The 19,011-nt window shown below is 39.8% G+C and carries 17 protein-coding genes; 2 read left to right on the top strand and 15 right to left on the bottom strand.

Annotated elements, in window-relative coordinates:
- Window positions 1-256: 256 nt before the first annotated feature.
- From NMK36_RS06925 to NMK36_RS06875, 11 genes are all read right to left on the bottom strand, one after another.
- The gene (locus NMK36_RS06925; protein ID WP_254173389.1) at window positions 257-442 is read right to left on the bottom strand and encodes a hypothetical protein; all 186 of its coding nucleotides are present in this window, start codon (window positions 440-442) and stop codon (window positions 257-259) included.
- A 134-nt stretch (window positions 443-576) separates the two neighbouring features.
- Complete coding sequence (locus NMK36_RS06920; RefSeq protein WP_254173388.1) at window positions 577-1,239, bottom strand: Na(+)/H(+) antiporter subunit B; 663 nt, start codon at window positions 1,237-1,239, stop codon at window positions 577-579.
- A complete protein-coding gene (locus tag NMK36_RS06915; protein ID WP_254173387.1) occupies window positions 1,239-1,790 on the bottom strand; it encodes a DUF4040 domain-containing protein in 552 nt (183 codons plus the stop codon). The genes NMK36_RS06920 and NMK36_RS06915 overlap by 1 nt, the downstream gene beginning before the upstream one ends.
- Window positions 1,787-2,062: a monovalent cation/H(+) antiporter subunit G gene (locus tag NMK36_RS06910; protein WP_072717096.1), complete on the bottom strand. Its 276-nt coding sequence runs from the start codon at window positions 2,060-2,062 to the stop codon at window positions 1,787-1,789. Before NMK36_RS06910 ends, NMK36_RS06915 begins: the two co-directional genes overlap by 4 nt.
- Window positions 2,059-2,313, bottom strand: coding sequence for a hypothetical protein (locus tag NMK36_RS06905; RefSeq protein WP_072717097.1), 255 nt, complete (start codon window positions 2,311-2,313; stop codon window positions 2,059-2,061). The genes NMK36_RS06910 and NMK36_RS06905 overlap by 4 nt, the downstream gene beginning before the upstream one ends.
- The gene (locus NMK36_RS06900; RefSeq protein ID WP_072717098.1) at window positions 2,310-2,699 is read right to left on the bottom strand and encodes a Na+/H+ antiporter subunit E; all 390 of its coding nucleotides are present in this window, start codon (window positions 2,697-2,699) and stop codon (window positions 2,310-2,312) included. Before NMK36_RS06900 ends, NMK36_RS06905 begins: the two co-directional genes overlap by 4 nt.
- Window positions 2,696-4,123: a cation:proton antiporter gene (locus tag NMK36_RS06895; protein ID WP_072717099.1), complete on the bottom strand. Its 1,428-nt coding sequence runs from the start codon at window positions 4,121-4,123 to the stop codon at window positions 2,696-2,698. Before NMK36_RS06895 ends, NMK36_RS06900 begins: the two co-directional genes overlap by 4 nt.
- The gene (locus NMK36_RS06890) at window positions 4,120-4,455 is read right to left on the bottom strand and encodes a cation:proton antiporter subunit C (RefSeq protein WP_072717100.1); all 336 of its coding nucleotides are present in this window, start codon (window positions 4,453-4,455) and stop codon (window positions 4,120-4,122) included. The genes NMK36_RS06895 and NMK36_RS06890 overlap by 4 nt, the downstream gene beginning before the upstream one ends.
- Window positions 4,456-4,893: 438 nt before the next feature.
- Window positions 4,894-6,234, bottom strand: a complete 1,341-nt coding sequence (locus NMK36_RS06885) for an ABC transporter ATP-binding protein (RefSeq protein ID WP_072717101.1) — start codon at window positions 6,232-6,234, stop codon at window positions 4,894-4,896.
- Window positions 6,235-6,358: 124 nt separating this feature from the next.
- Window positions 6,359-8,908, bottom strand: coding sequence for a DNA topoisomerase (ATP-hydrolyzing) subunit A (gene gyrA / locus NMK36_RS06880; protein ID WP_254173386.1), 2,550 nt, complete (start codon window positions 8,906-8,908; stop codon window positions 6,359-6,361).
- 237 nt (window positions 8,909-9,145) lie between these two features.
- Window positions 9,146-10,348 (bottom strand): Fic family protein, encoded by a 1,203-nt coding sequence (locus tag NMK36_RS06875; RefSeq protein ID WP_222425189.1) that lies wholly within the window; start codon window positions 10,346-10,348, stop codon window positions 9,146-9,148.
- A gap of 488 nt (window positions 10,349-10,836) precedes the next feature.
- Between NMK36_RS06875 and NMK36_RS06870 the strand changes: the two genes are divergently transcribed.
- Together NMK36_RS06870 and NMK36_RS06865 are read left to right on the top strand one after the other, a co-directional pair.
- Window positions 10,837-11,013: an RRXRR domain-containing protein gene (locus tag NMK36_RS06870; protein ID WP_083579848.1), complete on the top strand. Its 177-nt coding sequence runs from the start codon at window positions 10,837-10,839 to the stop codon at window positions 11,011-11,013.
- A 145-nt stretch (window positions 11,014-11,158) separates the two neighbouring features.
- Window positions 11,159-11,560: a response regulator gene (locus NMK36_RS06865; protein WP_072717103.1), complete on the top strand. Its 402-nt coding sequence runs from the start codon at window positions 11,159-11,161 to the stop codon at window positions 11,558-11,560.
- Window positions 11,561-11,655: 95 nt separating this feature from the next.
- On the opposite strand, the gene NMK36_RS06860 is transcribed toward NMK36_RS06865, so the two are convergent.
- The 4 genes from NMK36_RS06860 to NMK36_RS06845 form a co-directional block, all read right to left on the bottom strand.
- Window positions 11,656-12,528, bottom strand: coding sequence for a tetratricopeptide repeat protein (locus NMK36_RS06860; protein ID WP_245824140.1), 873 nt, complete (start codon window positions 12,526-12,528; stop codon window positions 11,656-11,658).
- Window positions 12,529-12,609: 81 nt separating this feature from the next.
- Complete coding sequence (locus NMK36_RS06855) at window positions 12,610-14,010, bottom strand: ATP-binding protein (protein ID WP_254173385.1); 1,401 nt, start codon at window positions 14,008-14,010, stop codon at window positions 12,610-12,612.
- Window positions 14,011-14,127: 117 nt separating this feature from the next.
- A complete protein-coding gene (locus tag NMK36_RS06850; protein WP_072717104.1) occupies window positions 14,128-15,984 on the bottom strand; it encodes a two-component system response regulator in 1,857 nt (618 codons plus the stop codon).
- A complete protein-coding gene (locus NMK36_RS06845; protein WP_254173384.1) occupies window positions 15,981-18,755 on the bottom strand; it encodes a response regulator in 2,775 nt (924 codons plus the stop codon). Before NMK36_RS06845 ends, NMK36_RS06850 begins: the two co-directional genes overlap by 4 nt.
- Between the last annotated feature and the right edge of the window lie 256 nt (window positions 18,756-19,011).

The raw sequence follows: 19,011 nt of genomic DNA, 5'->3' as shown, positions 1-19,011 counted from the left end.
ATAATACAAATATCAGTGCTGCTCTGATGAAATTGGGGTGATCAAAAAAATAGATACTCAAAAATTAGGCTGAATTAGGGCGATCGCATCCACCATTTTTTGAGTGATATAATAGAAGTTTATACCTCACATAAGGTTTTGTAAATCAGTGAAATTACGGAACTTTTATCTTTTTTAATGTTCCGGTTCACTGTACCCCCTCGTTAGTCGAGCTATGTCGTTGAAATCTACTCTCTAAAACTCAGGGGTGATGCTGCTACCAGTCCGAATCTGATTCGTTTCCCTCCCACATCTCCCGTTCTGAATCTCGTTCTAATTCCCGATCTAAGGCATTTTGTTCTCGGTAATCATCGTAACTATCCTGAACGTCTCGGTCGTAATCATAGTCGTGGTCGTCGTTATCGTAACCGTCCTCACCAGGGCCAATATTTTTGTAACGCATGGTCAGAATCCCTCATGATCAGTTCTACTGACCTATTGCAACCTGCGAACAAAATTACGCAAATTTTCAAAAAATTTTTTAGAGTTGGTTTGCGAGGCTTGGCGAGTTTTCCCACAAACCCGGTTTTCTATTAATTACAATAATCCCCGATACCGAATAAATAATAAAATCGCCGCCCACGATCCTAATGCTACTTTAATCGCCACTAAAATATTTAATAACGGGACAGCACCGCCACTAAATAGCCCCCCTAACTCGCCATGGGGTAACTCATATCCGGCTAAAGTAACCACCGACAAAACAATAAAAGCTAAAACCGAAATCTTTTCCCAATCAGCGGCAGCATAACGCTTATAAATGCCTTGCATCCACTCAGGAGAAGAGGTAATTGCTACTAAACCGATCGCAGTTCCTCCCGCCACTCCTGCTGCAAAACCGCCCCCCGGACTCAGATGACCCCGAATGGCTAATTCTACCCCAACTAACGCGCTAATTGTTGCTCCCAAACGGGCTAAAACAATTGAAGCTTCATCGGTAAATTGATGAACTTTAGCATAAGGTTTTTCATTCGCTAATAGGTAATAAACCCCCATAATTGAGATTGTAAAAACGATCACTTCAAAAATCGTATCGTAAAGTCGATTTCTTAAAATAATTGCCGTGACCGCATTGGGAATTCCACTATCTTTAATAATTGATTCCACAATCGTTAAACTTGGTAAATTCCCAAGGGTGTTCGGCATTACTAAAAACTTAATATAAATGGCAATAACCGCTAGAATATAAACCCATTTCATTACTGTTTCTCCCCTGATTCTGATAAACTAAAATAAGTTAAACGAGTATCTAACAAGGACAATTGAGTTTGCATCACCTGATAAAGCCGTTGAATTCGAGTTAAGGTGTGATAAGATTGCGGTTTCTCATCATTCATACAAACGGCATGAACTTCTTTATCCATCAACGCTTGTTTTAACGCTTTCTCATCGGGATAGGCCACTAACTCCAAACGTAAATGATATTTGTTAAAGACTTTTCTAAACTGTTCCAACAGTTCGCTAAATTTCCCTTCTTTGGCTTCCTTCTCCAAGTCTTTCAACACTCCCAAACGCACGACCAATGAGGAACGCACCGCCACCGCATACAGGGTAATTGCCAACATTGTCCCCACTAATGCTTCGGTTAAAGCGACGTCCGGCGCTCCTAAAACGGTGTAAAGTAAGGCTGCGATCGCCCCCAAGATTCCCCGCACCACCAAAGCATGATAAGGATTTTCCTGAAACACTAACATCGTCGCCGCTAAGGGGAGTAAAGACGCGATTACACTCACATAACTGTTGTCGTTCATGAGTCCTCCTCATTATTAGAACAGTAAGCTAACACATAACCCAGCATCGTATTCCACAGCATCAGAGAAATCAGGGCTAAGATCAGGAACGGCCATTGTCTGGGAACTTTCACCAGCAACCCCAGGATAATCAGCATTGATCCCAGAGTATCCGCGATGGTTAGGGTATGGAGTTTGAATAAAACTGATCGCAAACCCAATAACGGTAACGTTCCCCAAAACCAGAACACAATTCCTAAACCAATCAACCCATAACCTAATCCGTCAATCATTGGTAATTTATCCTTTTTAAAAGTTGAGCAAGTAACATAAATCCGGCATTTCCAACACTAAGGATGATCACTCCCGCAACCCCAATCATCCAATCATCTCTCATCACAGAGATAACAAGAATCATCATCGAACACTTGGTGGCGATACTGGCTAAGGCTAACATCTTCTGCCAGACATCATCTTCTTGCCAACAGGCTTCATAAAGGGGAATCAACAATGCGATAATCATTGCAATCAATAACAAATTCATGACAGTTTTCTCCGTACTACCCGATGAACGGCATACCACCCTTTTTCGTGATATTTCAACACAATGGTTTTTGGCGTAAAGGTAATCAGAAAAATATCTAAAAAGATCAGTCCGGGTGTTCGTTGCGGTTTGACTCGTTCCATGATGATTTCTTCCTCATTATGGGGATGAAAAATCATTTCGATCGCCTCCAGATAAGCTTGAGGAATTGCCACTAAAACCTCCCCTAAAGTTCGCATCCAATCTTTTAATGCGGTGGGTGTTTTTTTAAGTCCGGGTATTAAAAAAGCGATCGCCACGCCAATAATAATATTGGTGACAGTGAAATTTGCTGTTAATAGAAACCAAATGGTTAATCGTAATATCAGATTCAGATATCCAATCATGCCCACACCATCCAAAATAATAGGATTAACATCACACTCATCACCCCCATCAAATGATCAATTTGTTCAAGCATACGGGGAAGTTTGAGGGAGATTTTTTGAATAATGAACAAATAAACGAACCATCCCAAGAAAATCGTTGCCAGAGGTTTGATAATATTAGCAATAGTATAAGCGTCGTAATAAGCCACATTTGCTACTACCAACCCTGCCAATAACAAAATCAACCCAGGCCAAAAACCAGGCCGGATTTTATCTTCTCCCCCACGCGGTAGAAAAATAAATTTGGCAAAGGAGATCGCGGTTCCCAATGCAGCAAGATTCATGCCGATCACTTGCCAAGGGAGGAGATTTTTCATCGTTAATACCTTTGCCCCAAACCCCGACAATAGGGGAAAACCGGAGATGGAGAAACTTGCGATCGCCAACGCTATCCACAGGCGAGTATTGATAGGTTTGTGTTGTAGTTCTTTAAAACTCCGACTCGGTAAAACCCCGGAAATTAGAAATAAAGCCGATTTAACTAAGCCATGGGTTAGGGCGTAAAATCCCCCTACTTCCGGCGCAGCCAGCACAAACCCTAACTGGGATATGGTGTGAAACGCCAGCATCCGCTTCGTATCCTTTTCAAACATGGCATAGAACACCCCCAGCAAGGCAGTTCCCACCCCAAAGATCCGAATAATCGGGTCAAGTTCACTCACCGTTAGGGCGATCCGCACCATTGGGAATACTCCCGCTTTCACTACCACCCCCGACATTAACGCCGATACAGGTGCTTCAGATTCTGAGTGGGTTAAGGGCAACCACAGCCCCGATACAAAAATACCTCCCTTAACTAATAAACCCAACAAAATCAAAGCCACTGCTTCTGGCGGGACTCCCTGCAACCCTGCAAAGGCGAAGGAATGATGGGTTTGATAAACTAACACCGCCCCTACTAAATAAAAGAGCATGGCGACGTTGCTGACAAACAGATACCGCAACCCAACCCAAATCGACCGATCTGAACGCGGATAAGCAATCAGGAGAAAGGAGGCAATACTAATCACCTCTAACGCCACATATAAACTGATCAAATCTGCACAGGCAAAAGCCGCGTTAATACTGCCATGTAAAATAATCGTTTGGGTATAGAAAAAAGTGCTTTTATTCGTGTGCCAACAGTAGAGGATAACGGCGGCAGTAACTAACCCATTAGTTAAGATAAAATAACCACTCAGTTGATCGAGCATTAAGGTAACACCAAAATGATCAATTAACTGCATTGTCAAGGGAGATGAATTAACACATTGGTACAACCCATAAGCAATGGAAATAAACGCAACGAATAACGTAAAAAATCGATCTAGTTTTGGAACCAGATAAACTGTAAATCCCGCCAAAAAAGGCAGCGCAATCCAAACAAGAGCAAGAGTGATCATGGTGTGTTATTTTTCTCGATCTCGTTCGTTTCCAAAGTGGGATTATCCCGTGCCAGCTTCATCGCCCCAACCAACATTAACGCTTGAATCGAAAGACCGATGACAATGGCAGTTAAAATCACGGCTTGGGGAACTGGATCGGCGTAAGTGGTATTTTGAACATCTGTAAGAATTGGGGTTAACAAACCCCCCCGTGATGCGATGAACACATAGTAGGCGATCACACCCGTACTCATGATGTCCATTGAGATGATCTTCATCAGCAGGTTTTGTTTAAGGATAATTCCAAAAAACCCGCACAAAATTGTTGCAAAGACGAAGGCTTCTAACACGACAATGAGCGGTTGGCTAAGGGTAATTTTTAATTCAATTTGAAAGACAAGAGGGCTGATTTGTTGGGATCAGCGATAGTGATTTGCAAGGATTCAACCTCCCTGATTGAACTGCAAATAATCATTGATAGGAACTTTCGATTGAATGAAATACATCAGCAGCAGCAATTCAAGAATTGCCCAGAATGGTATATTTCATCAACTCGTCAACGGCTATAGGCTGGAACGATTTGCTAATTGATGTGTGCATAGTTTGGTGCTGATGCCTAAACTAATAAATAATGCTATAACTATCTTGGCTCTATAAAAACGAGCTAACTTAAATATAAGTCTATAGCAACAACAATCTAGTTGTCAAGACCGTTGGCTATCTCGATTCAACTTTTTTCTTTTACCTCACTTAAATCCAAAAAACCATGAAAAACAAGAAAAAAGAGGTTAGTAGGAACCAGGGACAATGGCTAAGTCAGTTTTTGGATCAAATAAATGAATTTTTTCCGGTGTTATGGTTAACCAAATTTTTTCACCCGGTATGAGTTTAGTTTCGGCAGGGATTCTCACTTGCAAGGAAGAATTTAGGTTGTTTTCTCCTAATAAATGTACCCATAATAACGTTTCATGTCCTAATGCTTCCAGACGATCAACAATGACGGGTAAATTTTTAGTAGCCGGACAACTGACGATTAAATGTTCCGGTCGAATTCCTAAGAGTAATTTTTGGTTATTATAAGAAGATAAAACCCTTTCCCAAATATCGGGTAAGGTTAAACGAAATTGAGGATGGGTAATTAATAACGGTGCAGTGAATTGAACGGGAATAAAATTCATTGGGGGAGAGCCAATAAACTCGGCTACAAAACGATTTGCAGGACGATTATAGAGTTCTAAAGGAGGAGCAACTTGTTGAATTCGTCCTTGGTTCATAACAGCAATTCGAGAACCCATGGTCATGGCTTCCACTTGATCATGGGTAACATAAATTGTTGTGGTTCCTAATTTTTTTTGTAATTCTACAATTTGAGCACGGGTTTCGGTTCTTAATTTAGCATCTAAATTAGATAACGGTTCATCCATTAAGAATACTTGAGGATTTCTAGCCATAGCCCGACCTAAAGCGACTCGTTGTTTTTGTCCCCCAGATAATTGCTTGGGATATCGATCTAATAACGATTCAATTTGTAATAATTTAGCAACCGTTAAGACTCTTTCGGATACGGCTTTTTCACGTTCTGAAACATAGCGAAATTGAGGAGGAAGCGATCGCGTCATTTTAACTATTATATCTTCTAACCACAACGGAGCAAAGATTTGATAGTCTCCTACGATAACGGATAATTGTTGATGGGAAGAAGTTGCAGAGGTTGTTTTTTGAACGATTAAAGGTTGTTTAGGTTCGGTTTCTCGATAAGAACGACGCAGCCCGAAAGCTAAGTTATCATAGGCTTTTAAATGAGGATATAACGCATAGTTTTGAAAGACCATAGCAATATCACGGGCTTTCGGGGGTAATTCATTGACTAATGTATTCCCAATATAAATATTACCTCCGGTAATGGTTTCTAATCCGGCAATTAATCGTAATAAGGTACTTTTTCCACAGCCAGATGGCCCCACTAAAACCATAAATTCGCCATCGAATATTTGAAGATGAACTCGTTTTAAAACCGCTTGACGAGTAGGGGTTGATTCTTGAAGTTCTGATGATTTTGTTTCCTCGGAAGTCGTTTGACGACGAGTGGGGAAACTTTTATAAATATTATCTAAAATAACTTCTGCCATTTTAATTTAACCTACTTTTATGTCAGGGCAGGTTCTTCCCAATTTAGGGAATAAACCTTTAACTGTTTTAAACCTGCCTTTTTAAGCTGATGATCTGTTGGTGCGTGCGCTTTGCTTACACACCCTACGGTTTGATGGAGGTAATTTTTTCGTCGGGTTTGAGTTTAAAAAGGCGATCACCTGTACTATCTTTGGGTGAGAGATGAATTTCATCTGTGGGAATATGAACAATGCGATTTTCACTGGTTAAGAGGTGAACCTGTTTATGGGGTTTAGCAGGTGCAATTCCCACTAAGCTATCATTGGGGGATTTAAAATTGAGCATGGAAATTCCAATTCCGCCTCGGTTACTACTGCGAATGTGTTCCATGGAAATGCGTTTAATATAACCTTGTTCTGTGACTAATAATAAACTGCCTTTTGGGGATAAAGTAACACAGCCGACTAAATGTTCTTTTTGTCGTAACCGAGTGGCTTGAGAACCTTGGGCGACTTTCCCCATAGGTGGGAGTTGTTCGTCATTAATATCAAAGCGTAATATTCGCCCTCCAGATGTTGCTAATACGACTTTTTCATCAGGTTTAGAAAGGGTAGCAAAACAGAGTTCATCATCTTCTTTCAGTTTAACAATAGTGCTCCCTCGATTAGTTAATTCAGCTAATTCCGTTAAGGGTAAACGTTTAATTTTACCTTGTTGAGTTAAGGTAATTAAGTCTGTTTTATCGGGGAAAGCCGACAATAAAAATTGAGCAATAATTAAGTCTTGGAGATTAACGGATATATCCTTAGAAGCCGAAGGGGATAATAATGTAATAATCGGTTTTCCTTTAGAACGATTAGAACCCATCGGAATATCCGCTACACTTAAAGGATAGGCTTTTCCCGTTCGCATAATCATCACTAGATTTTGACGGGTGCGAGTATTATAGGTTTGGGTGGTAAAATCATCGGTTTCTTCAATATTAATAGCCGTTGCAGTTTCACTCTGATTGCGTTTAGAATCGTTGGTTTTCGGGGACACTCGGCGAATATAACCCCGGTGAGTTACTTCTACAACAGTTTCTTCATCAATGGGAGGTAAGGGTTGTAATAAATCGGGGGTTGCTGAAAGTTCTAAGCCTTTTTCTGGGGATTTTTTAGAGGTTTTATCCTCAGATTCAATCGTCGCCTGACCCTTGGGCGAAATAATCCGGGTGCGTCGTTCATCGCCATATTTTCGTTTAAGCGATCGCAATTCTTTTTTCAAGGATTTTAACAATTCAGGACGTTCATTTAATAACCGTTGTAACTGTTGAATTTGAGTGGTTAATTGGGTAAATTCATCTTGTAATTTTTGCCTTTCCAACCCCGTTAATCGACGCATGGGCATCGATAAAATCGCATCAGATTGATCATCACTAAATCCTAATTGATCTTCTAAGGTTAATTTTGCTGTGGAACCATCGGGAGCATTCCTCAGAATTTCAATCACATTATCTAAATTTTCTAAAGCAATTAATAACCCTTCAACTAAATGACATCTGCGTTCTGCAACTTCTAATTCGTGGCGATATTGACGAGTTAAAGTTTGTTCCCGAAACGTCAGGAATTCTTGCAGAATTTGTTTTAAACTTAACTGTCTCGGTTGTCCATTCACAATTGCCAAAAAAATCGCCCCGAATTTCGTCATTAATTCGGTTTGTTGATAAAGATGATGTAAAACCACTTCGGGAGTCGCTTCTCGTTTTAATTCAATCACAACCCGAATTCCTTCGCGATCGCTTTCATCCCGAATATCCGAAATCCCGTCTAATTTTCCCGCATTTACTAACCCGGCAATTTTCTCAATCCAACTGGCTTTATTCACTTGAAACGGCAATTCTGTCACCACAATTGCGGTCTTAGTTCGTCGTTTTTGGGCGGTTGGAACTTCCTCAACTTTGGCAATACCCCGGACAACAATACTGCCTTTTCCTTGGGTATAAGCTTCTGCAATCCCTTCAGTGCTGACGATTTCACCCCCCGTTGGAAAATCCGGTGCTGGAATCAATTCCATTAATTGTTGATCAGATAATTCAGGATGATCAATGAGGGCAATTAATCCATCCACAACTTCCCCTAAATTATGTGGGGGAATATTCGTCGCCATCCCCACTGCAATTCCCGACGATCCATTTAACAGTAAAAACGGAAGTTGGGCGGGTAAAACCGTCGGTTCCTGTTGAGAATTATCAAAATTACTAATAAAATTAACCGTTGCTTCCCCGACTTGGGACAATAACCCTTCATACCCAATGGAAGCTAGACGGGTTTCGGTGTAACGCATCGCGGCGGGGGGGTCATTATCCACAGACCCGAAATTTCCATGACCCGCTAACAAGGGATAACGACTGGAAAACTCCTGAACCAGTCGTACTAAAGCATCATAAACTGATTGATCCCCATGGGGGTGATATTTCCCTAGCACATCCCCCACCACCCGCGCACATTTGCGGTAAGGTCGGTCAGGGGTTAACCCTAACTCGTGCATCGCGTACATAATCCGACGATGGACAGGTTTCAACCCATCGCGGACATCTGGCAACGCCCGTCCAACGATCACACTCATGGCGTATTCGAGGTACGACTGTTGCATCTCCGTATGAAGCGATGTCGTGATTACTTTCCCAGAAAAGAGGTTTAACTGTTTAGCCATGAGTTTAGTTGAGTCTACAGCGATAGGGTTCTGATATTAGATTATGTCGTGACAAGGTGTTTCTATCACACCCCTCTAACACGAGTCTGCTGATTTCCTTCCTGTTTTGAGGATAACGAATTGCGATCAATTTGACGAGTCAATCAAGTTTTGTATAGCAGTGATAACCTCTGCCGTTCTAATGGATTGTTATAACAGGAGTAGGTTCGTCCTTCGCACTTTTCGGATGTTGCTACCTTAAACGGTTGGAACATAGAGTTTGGGGAAGTAGCGCTCAACAACATCAGTAGGAAATCCTAAGCGGACAGCACCCTTGGGAGTATCTGAAACTAAAAGACCCACCTCAACTAATTTCTTGAGCACTGTTCTAGCTTGTCGCTCTTTGTAGCCTGTGATTGTAGCAGCTTGACCCCGCTCAAAAGAACCAGAATACAGGGCTTCCTTTAGTAAAGGAAAAGAACCTTTAAGTAACCGTCCGGCTCGAATTTCCTCCTGAACATAGAGTTCAATACGATTTAAGAGTTGGGAGGGTTCTAGTAGTGACTGCATGAATGTCACTTGGTCGATACAAGTTTCTAAAAAGAACTGACAAAACTTCTGCAAACCAGCCTCTGTTAAATTTCCACGACCGTCTAAAGCGTCCCATCGTTGCTTGTCGGCTGCCATCAATAAATCTCGATATAAATTAGCATTTCTGGCTAAACCACGAGAGACAGACCACAAACTACTGCCTACCCCAATTTGCCTTAAGAAAGCATGAGAAAACAGCCGTGTCACTCGACCATTACCATCAAAGAAAGGATGAATCCACAGCAGCCGATGATGAGAAGCAGCCACAGCAATGACTTGCTCAATTAAAGATAAACGTATGGGATTATAGGCTTCTTCAAAACGCCGTAAAAAACGTGGAATTGCTGGAGCACTAATGGGAACGTGATAACCAACACTCACATCCCCAGTCCGTAATTCTCCGGGTTTGACTTCAACACGTTTATTGCCTTGGGGGTTTTCAACGTAGAGTAACTCAGAAGAAAGTCGTTGACAAAACTCACGATGAATCCAGATTAGGTAATCAGTTGTTACTACTGCACAATCTTTTTCTTCCCGGTTATCAATCATCCGTTGAACTTCGATATGAGCTTTAGCTTCCAGTTGTAGAGAGCGTTTTTTCGGCTCATTGGAAAAGTCATTTGCTAAAGCTCGGTCTATATCTCTAGGATGTGTATTGTGTCCCTCAATCAAATTGCTGTAATAGCAATTCATGGAACGGACAAGCTCTCCCATACTTAAGGCAACATTGGGAGTTACCTGTGCGTTAAGTGCCTTGCTTACCGCAATCAACTGAGTTGCTAAATCGTCCAGCAACCGACGATTACCTTCCGATGGGAGCATGGGTTCCATCAAACTAACCGATTCGCTAAATTCGGTGGGACTAGACATTTTGCCGTTCTCTAAAACCCTATGTATTGATTATAAGCTATAGCTTTCAAGTTTCACAGATACAGATTTTTGCCGATGTTTTTGCCGATAAACCGTTAAAGCCTTGTACAGAAGGAGAGCCGGATGCTAAAGATCTACAATCTAAGTAATTTTACGGATAATTGGGGATTTTAGAGCCATTTTGCTCAAAGTTCAGGCTGGTTTTTCAATAAAATTCAGCATTATTTCGCTGTTTTTTTGGGGAAAAGTCTTTTACCCTAAGATCAGACTCATACCGAATCTGCTGTCAACTCCCCCTGGAAAACAGTTGAACAAAAGTGATGATCCTTCAAGGCTTTGGCTTTTCTATCTCGCTACTCTTGTCAACCCGTTGAAAGGGCATGGTATGATAGCACCTCGGTACTGGAGACAAACTTAAGTAAACGATCCTTAAGTCCCAGCCCTTCCTTGATGGCGAGGAAATGATTAAGCTCTAGCCAAGGAGTAATATTGAGGAGGTACCCTTTTACGCTCATCTTAAATTAGTTCAAACAATAATCACTTGGGTAAATAAATTAATTCGATTAACTTTGATTAAAAGTATGGCTCAAGAGTTGGTTCGATTAAACTTGCAAAAACTTGAAGATCCTGAAATCACGGGTGTTGAATATCAACAAGGTGAATGATTTCGGAGATGAAGTTAGCCACAAATAATGCAACCCTATTGATAAAAAAAATGGGAACAACAATCCATTATAAACTTTGCCCCCCTTTTTCTCTTACCCCGAATCTGAGTGCAGGTAATTCCGAAATCTCCAAGGAGGAAGAAAGATGAAGACCGTTTTAATTGTAGAAGACGATCAAGTTAATGCTCGTGTTTTTTCAAAAATCTTGACAAAACGGGGTGGATTAGCCGTTAAACATACGGAAAACGTGGAAGAAGTGATGGAAATCGCTCGAACTCGGGAAGCGGACTTAATTTTAATGGATGTTTCCCTAGCACGCAGTGTCTATCAAGGTAAAGCCGTTGATGGAATTAAAATTACACAATTGTTGAAAGCTGACCCCGAAACATCGGCACTTCCCATTATCTTAGTAACAGCCCACGCCATGGCCGGAGATCGAGAAGATTTTCTAGCTCAAAGTGGGGCAGATGACTATATCTCTAAACCTGTTATTGATCATCAAAAGTTTGTCGATAAAATCAAATCTTTACTACCGCCAGAGGAGTAGGCTGCAACAGGGGAACTGCGGAATTAAAGAGGATAAAATAGACTAGACTCACCTTTTTTTCCACTGCCTACCCCTTCCTTGCATTCTAGGGAAAACTAGCGAGACTGAGGTTGAGTGTCTTTAACTTGAATTAAGGTTTTTTGGATTTGAGGTGTGGCTAAGAATTTTTGGGTGTCGTTTAATAAGCGATCGCCCCAAAGATTTTCTTTGAGATAGTCAAAATTAGCATAACGGCTATCGAGACGTAAAGCGGCTTCTCCTAGAGATAAAGCTTCTTCCGTTTTACCTTGTTTATACAGAGCAACGGCTAAAGCTAACATGGGTTCTGCGGCTTTGGGATCAACGCTAATGGCTTGTCGCCATTTAGCAATGGCAATGTCGATTTCTCCCTGTTCATACTTGACTAAGCCGACATTATTAATCGCAGGCCAAAGGCTTTTTTCTTGAGCAAAGGCTTTCTCATATTGCAAAATTGCCTGCTCAAATCGCCCCAATTTATAATAAGCATTTCCTAAATCAAATAACGCTCCTGGAACATTGGGGTCAAGTTTCAAAGCCGTTTCTAGGGATTGAATTGATTTTTGATAGTCCCCTTTTTTAAAGTAAGCTTCTCCTAAAATAAACTGAACCCCGGCTTCCTTGGGGGCTAAGTTACTGGCTTTTTGCAGTAACTCAATTCCTTTATCGAGGTTTTCTAATTGCAGATATAAACTGCCTAATAACGCCCAAGCTTGATAATTTTCCGGGATCAATTGCGTGGCGAGTTCAGCCCTGGGTACAGCTAATTGATATTGTTGAAATCGCGTTAACTGAGCCGCTTCTTCCAGCAATCCTAATCCGGTTTGTTCAAGTTGTTCCGAGTTTAGTGGCGGGGTATAGGGAACTAAAGCTTGTCCCATCACGGGTTGAGCGACATTCCACAAACTAAGGGTGACGGCAACGGACAGAATCAGAGTTCGATTGGGCACAGTAAGAGCCTTAATGCAATGCGTTTCCTTTACTTTTATACCACAGAGAGAACAATCCCTTCTTCATCCCCAGGCTAATTCCTAAATAAATGGTAATAAAATCTCAAATTCTGTCCCAATTCCCGGTTGTGATCGCAATTTTAACTGTCCGCCATGTTTAGCGGTGACAATATGATAACTCAAGGATAAACTGGTTTCTTTTTGAGGGCGTTTGGGACTAGAAAAGGAGTCTAATATCTTTTGTTGTTCTTCAGCAGAAAGTCCGGGGCTATTATCAGCAATGCAAATTGAAACCCAACGTTCAGGGGTATTAACACGATCCGTCGAAGATGAATCTAAATTAATCATCCCGGTGGTAATTATAATTTGGGGAAGCTCAGAAGGCTCAATTCGTTGAGTATTTCCATATTCATCCACCCAATCTTGTTTAATGGCTTGATTGAGCAGGGAATCAAATCCATGAATCAAAATATTAATAAATGCTTGGTTTAATTGTCCAATATAGCAGGTAACAGGAGGCAAATGACCATAGTTTTTGATGATTTTAATGTCCCGATTAATCCGGCTTTTCATCAAGAGCAAAATACTATCTAAATGGCTATGCAAATCTGCTGGCTTGGGATGCACTTCATCAATATGGCAAAAGTTTTGTAAACTGGTAGCTAATTTACTGAGTCGTTCCGTTCCACTTTTAATACTGGATAAAATTCGGGGAAAATCTTGGCGTAAAAAATCAAATTCAATCTCTTCTTTCAACGCTTCAATAGCAACAACAGGTTGAGGATAATTTGTTGCATAAGCATCCAAAAGCTCAATTAAACTATCACTATAGGTAATTAAATGGGTTAAATTTCCCCAAATAAATCCAACGGGATCTAAAATTTCATGGGCGACCCCATCCACTAATCGCCCTAAACTTGCCATTTTTTCACTTTGTAATAGTTGAACTTGGGTACGTTCATAACGAACTTGGGTTTCAATTCCTCGAATTTGCCAATAAGCAAGATTCAGTTCATGACTATTTAAAAGCCGATAGGGTACCATCCAAGGATAATCCGCAGAAGCAAGCCAATTTCCTTGTACGACAATTGGGTCTGCATATCCCGGCGCGGAGCGTTTCAAAGATTGTTGAGTTGCGGTTAAAATAGAAGTCTGTGCTGGTAATACTAATACCGGAGTTCGGATATAGCTATAAACCACATCAAGGGATTGATCCAGAAACAATTCTAACCCCTTCGGACGTAAAAAAAATTCCAAAAGACCTCGCCGAGAAATCATCCCCAAAAATTCTGAAGTGCCGTTTTCTTTTGGATCTACAATAATCACACCCGGAAGTAAGGGATGTCGTTCAAAGTGTTGAACTAAATCCCGAACAGAACACCCCAAAACCACTTGAAAATCATACAAAGGTAAATCTTCTAGGGTAGACTCTAAACCTAAATCTCCCCCGGTTTGATTTTCCCATAAATACGGTATAGACACTCTCGTCAAGGTAGTTTCCCGCAGTATCAATTACACAGTTACCTATAGCTTAGACTAACATTAAGTTGAAAAAAATTGCCAAAAATCAATGATTTTTAACGAATTCATTCATCTCTATTACCAATGGGGATTATCCTGGAGTAAGGCTTGAGCAGCATTAGCATCTACTGGCGGAGAAAAATAGTAACCTTGCCCTTCTTCACATCCTAGATTTTTCAGTAAGGACAACTGTTCTTCGGTTTCTACTCCTTCGGCGGTAATTGTCATATTCAAATGATGAGCCAGGGTAATAATCGCATGAATAATTTCTAAATTTTGGCGAGTTTCAGTAATTCGCTTAATAAAGGATCGATCAATTTTTAAATTATGCAGGGGAAACCGATGTAAATAACTCAGGGATGAATATCCGGTTCCAAAATCATCAATACTTAACTGAATATCTCGGTCTCGGAGTTGTTGTAAAAGTTCCGTTGCTGATTCAGGATGATCCATAATCGCACTTTCGGTAATTTCTAATTTTAGATAACTGCTATTTAACTGAGTCCTTAAAAGAATTTTATCAATATTTTGAATTAAATTAACTTGAGAGAATTGTTTAACAGAGAGATTAACACTCATTTTAATTTTATCTTTAAATAAACCTTGATCTTGCCACGTTTTTAACTGTTGACACGCTTCTTTTAACACCCATAACCCAATGGGAATAATTAATCCGGTTTCTTCGGCTGCTGGAATAAATTCCCCCGGAGAAACTAACCCTTTTTGGGGATGATACCACCGGATTAAAGCTTCAAATCCATTAATTCTTCCCGTTGTTAAGGAAATAATGGGTTGATAATATAAGAGAAATTCTTCACGATGTAAAGCCCGTCTTAAATCGGTTTCTAATTCTAAGCGTTGTTGGGCGTGATAGTGCATTTGAGTATCAAAAATTTGATACCGAGCTTTTCCCAAAGCTTTAGCTTGATACATGGCAATATCTGCATCTCTTAACAAATGTTCGGGCTGTTCATAGGTTTGATCACCAACAACAATTCCAATACTGGCATTAATAAATAATTCTTGATCATCAAATTGAAACGGCCAACTCATGGAGGTTTGAATTTTTTGAGCTAAACGGCTGGCATCCTCGGAACCCTGAATATTTTCTAATAAAATTGTGAATTCATCTCCCCCAAATCGAGCTAACATATCTGTAGTGGTTAAATGGGTTTTAAGACGACGTGCGATCGCAATTAATAACCGATCTCCGGCAAAATGTCCTAAAGAATCATTCACCACTTTAAAGCGATCGCAATCCAAAAATAACACCGCAAATTGATAATTTGGTTCCTGCTGCGTTCGTTGTAAAGCTTGAATTAATCGATTCATAAATAACACCCGGTTGGGTAAACTGGTGAGCGCATCATGGGAAGCCATGTGCAGTAATCGTTTTTGAGTCTTTTGATGTTCTGTTATCTCTTGTTCTAACCGTTGGTTTAAGGTTTTTAATTGCAAATTTGCCGATTCTAATTCTTGAGTTCGTTCTTGAACTCGTTGTTCTAATTCTTCATTCAATTGCCGAATTTCTGCCTTCGCCATTTGTAATGCCATTTGATTTTCAATCCGAGCAATCACTTCTTCAAATTGAAAAGGTTTAGTAATATAATCGGCTCCCCCGACTTCAAAAGCTCTAACTTTATCAATGACTTCATTCAAAGCACTTAAAAAAATCACCGGAATATCACGAGATAGCTCATTGCTTTTGAGATGTTGACAAATCGTATACCCATCCATATCCGACATTTTAATATCGAGGAGAATTAAATCTGGCGGGAGGGTTTGCACTGCCATAATTGCCATTTGTCCGGTCATCACCCCGCGAACTTTATATCCTAGCTGCATTAAAGTCGTAGACAAAAGCCGTAGATTTTCTAAGGTGTCATCTACGATTAAAATATCTGCTTTAAAAGATCGATGGAAAGAATAATTCATTGCTGGGTTGCTGTTTGCGCTAAATCTATTATCTGATCAAAAGAAAAATTATTCACCAGTACCATGAGAGACTGAGCCACATGGCGATGGGATGGGGGAATTTGTTGCAGGAGTTGTACAATTTGCTCCCCGTCGGCAGCGGCGGCACCGTAGCGCAGGGCAATTAACCAGTCGGAAGACATAATTTTCAAAGCGTCGGGGGTTAAAATAGGGGGGTCGATTTTGAGGCCTGACTCGGAACAGTCAATTTCAGGAGCATATAAGTACCGTACCCCTAAATGGTGAGCAATGGTTTCTAAAAGTTGTTCTTCTCGACAAGGTTTTCTGACGAAATCATCGCACCCTGCGGATAAAACAACAGTCCGTTCTTCTTCAAAAACGCTTCCTGTTAAGGCAATAATCACTGTGGCTTCACCTTTTAAATGGGATTTAATCTGTTTGGTTGCTTCATAACCATCCATCACAGGCATTCGCATATCCATGAAGATTAAATGGGGTTGCCAATGATTCCAAATTCCGACAGCTTCTTGACCATTTTCAGCTTCACGCAGATCAAACCCTAAAGGCGATAATAAGTGAAGTAACAGTTGTCGATTTGTTAGATGATCATCCACAATTAAAATTCGATAGTTCGGTTGATTGGGTTCGAGTCCGATCACCTGTTTAGGAGAAATTAAGGGTTTTAAATTCAAAAAATGAACAGGATAAATATTAATATAAAACCGAAATAAGGTTCCTTGATTAAGCCTACTTTCTACTTGAATCTCTCCTCCCATCAAGCGAATAAATTTTTGGCTAATGGTTAATCCTAATCCGGTTCCTTGTTGAGATTTTTTTCCCGTTTCGGTTTGGATAAAGGCTTCAAATAATTGAGTGAGTTCCTCCGGTGCTATCCCAGGGCCAGTATCTTCAATTTCAAAATATAAATAAGTTTGTTCGGATTCATTTTGCTCCCAAAAAGAAGAGTCAAACACTAAAATGCTTTGTTCTAAAGGAGGTTTAATTTTTGCTCTTAATATAACTTGTCCTTGGGATGTAAATTTAATCGCGTTTCCCAATAAATTAATTAAAACTTGACGGAGTTTTCCTTCATCCGATTGAATATATTGAGGCAAGGTTGTATCCCATTCAAAAATAAGCTTGATTCCTTTAGATTTTGCTTTTAATTCAAACAGTTGCTTTAAGGACGTTAAGCAAGAGTAAAGATCAAAAGAACTTAAATTTAAAACCGTTCTTCCTGATTCAATTTTGGTTAAGTCTAAAATTTCATTAATTAACTTGAGTAAATGTTCGCCAGAACGATTAATAATTTCTAAATTTTCTAATTGTTTAGACTCAGCCTTGGACTGACGCAGCATTAATTGGGTAAAGCCTAAAATGGCGTGTAAGGGTGTTCTTAATTCATGACTCATATTGGCTAAAAATATACTTTTAGCACGGTTAGCTAATTCCGCCGATTCTTTAGCTTGTTTGAGTTCAGTGGTTCGTTCTTCAACTTTAACTTCCAGGGTTTCAAAGGAATCTTTGAGTTGAGATACCATTTGATTAAAAGATTGGGATAACAATTCTAACTCATAAATTCCTTGAGAGTGAATTTCTTGTTGAATTTGTTCTAATTCTCCTTGAGCTATTTTTTGAGCCGCTTGATTTAATTCTAAAATCGGTTTCATAATCCATCGTGTCGTTAAAAATCCGAAAATCAGAGCAATAAATAAGGCAAAGAAGCACAGAAAAATAGTTTGATAGTTATTTTTTTTAATTCGTTCCATAAAGTTAGATTCGGGAACGACCAAAATAATTAACCAATCTAATCCGCGTTGATCTGAGTAAGGAATAACTTGTATCAATTGTCGTTCTTTTTGATAAATAAAATTAGACTGATATACCGCTTTAATTCTGTTAAAATTGCCAAATAATTTTAGCAAATATTTACAGGAATCTTGTAAAAGTGGATCAGTGCTATTCAGAGCTTGAATTCGTTGAGTTTTGCCATTTTTATCAATTAAAAAAGGTCGAGACAAGGTGGAACTTGCCACAATTAATCCTTGACGGTCAATAATAAAAATTTGCCCAGATTTACTAACTTTTAAATCTTTAAGAAAGTCACTCAGTTGATTTAAAAATACGTTATTTGCTAATACGCCTAAAATTTTGCCTTGTTTATTCTTCACAATTACGCTGGCAGATAAGGCAATTTGGGGATAAGCATGATAAGTAAAAATCGGGCTCCAAACCGAATGGTTACTCATGATTGCTGCTTTGTACCAAGGTCGTTGACGAATGGGGAAATTAGGCGTTTCTCGAACTAATTTTTTGGGGTTTCCTTGAGCATCTAATTCAAAAAAATGAATCCCCCCTTGGGTAGATTTACCTGCTTTCATCATCAGTAAAGGAGACTGATTAAATCTCCCACTTCCGATAAATTCATTTTTTTCACTAGCAAAAAATACAAAATTGATTGTTTTAAACCGTTGCACTTGGAGCCAAAAGTGATGGTGCAACTGTTGGGGATTATTAATATCAATATAACCGTTATTAATCGCATCTAAATTAATTTGATTAATCAGATGGGGAATTTCTAAAAATTGATTCAATTTTTGTTCAATTCGATCTGAAGTTTCCCGGTGCATTTGATTCACGACATCTTCTACAGAAGCTTGGCTGGAACGAAAGGACATCCACCCAACCAGCCCAACAGTTGTAAAAAGTTGTACAACAAAGGGAACAATTAGTACCCATCGTAAAGGTAGTTTAAGCCATAAAATAGTCATTAAATGAATTTTATCAATAAATGGAGAATTGTTAACTTTTATTAAAATTTTGATCAAGGTTTAACTCTTAGTTTGATCATAAAGCAAAAGCTTTGCTGAACAGCAATTATTAGTCTAAAAAGTTACAATGAGGAACCAAACGGATGAGTCAGGAAGGATTTAAACGGTACAGTCAGTAGCCAGCAGTCCCACCAACACGGTGATTAACTCATACTGATGTAACCAACCTAAACAGTAAAATCTTTTTTTATCGGCT

Origin of the sequence: Planktothrix pseudagardhii (assembly GCF_904830925.1) — a bacterium.
Classification (GTDB): Bacteria; Cyanobacteriota; Cyanobacteriia; order Cyanobacteriales; family Microcoleaceae; genus Planktothrix; species Planktothrix tepida.
This window is presented reverse-complemented; position numbering and strand designations above follow the sequence as displayed.

Coding starts and splice junctions, on each gene's coding strand:
- NMK36_RS06895 (WP_072717099.1), bottom strand. CDS start 4,123: ATGATCACTCTTGCTCTTGTTTGGATTGCGCTGCCTTTTTTGGCGGGA.
- NMK36_RS06845 (WP_254173384.1), bottom strand. CDS start 18,755: ATGACTATTTTATGGCTTAAACTACCTTTACGATGGGTACTAATTGTT.
- NMK36_RS06910 (WP_072717096.1), bottom strand. CDS start 2,062: ATGATTGACGGATTAGGTTATGGGTTGATTGGTTTAGGAATTGTGTTC.
- NMK36_RS06915 (WP_254173387.1), bottom strand. CDS start 1,790: ATGAACGACAACAGTTATGTGAGTGTAATCGCGTCTTTACTCCCCTTA.
- NMK36_RS06920 (WP_254173388.1), bottom strand. CDS start 1,239: ATGAAATGGGTTTATATTCTAGCGGTTATTGCCATTTATATTAAGTTT.
- NMK36_RS06900 (WP_072717098.1), bottom strand. CDS start 2,699: ATGATTGGATATCTGAATCTGATATTACGATTAACCATTTGGTTTCTA.
- gyrA (WP_254173386.1), bottom strand. CDS start 8,908: ATGGCTAAACAGTTAAACCTCTTTTCTGGGAAAGTAATCACGACATCG.
- NMK36_RS06850 (WP_072717104.1), bottom strand. CDS start 15,984: ATGAATTATTCTTTCCATCGATCTTTTAAAGCAGATATTTTAATCGTA.
- NMK36_RS06875 (WP_222425189.1), bottom strand. CDS start 10,348: ATGTCTAGTCCCACCGAATTTAGCGAATCGGTTAGTTTGATGGAACCC.
- NMK36_RS06885 (WP_072717101.1), bottom strand. CDS start 6,234: ATGGCAGAAGTTATTTTAGATAATATTTATAAAAGTTTCCCCACTCGT.
- NMK36_RS06925 (WP_254173389.1), bottom strand. CDS start 442: ATGCGTTACAAAAATATTGGCCCTGGTGAGGACGGTTACGATAACGAC.
- NMK36_RS06865 (WP_072717103.1), top strand. CDS start 11,159: ATGAAGACCGTTTTAATTGTAGAAGACGATCAAGTTAATGCTCGTGTT.
- NMK36_RS06905 (WP_072717097.1), bottom strand. CDS start 2,313: ATGAATTTGTTATTGATTGCAATGATTATCGCATTGTTGATTCCCCTT.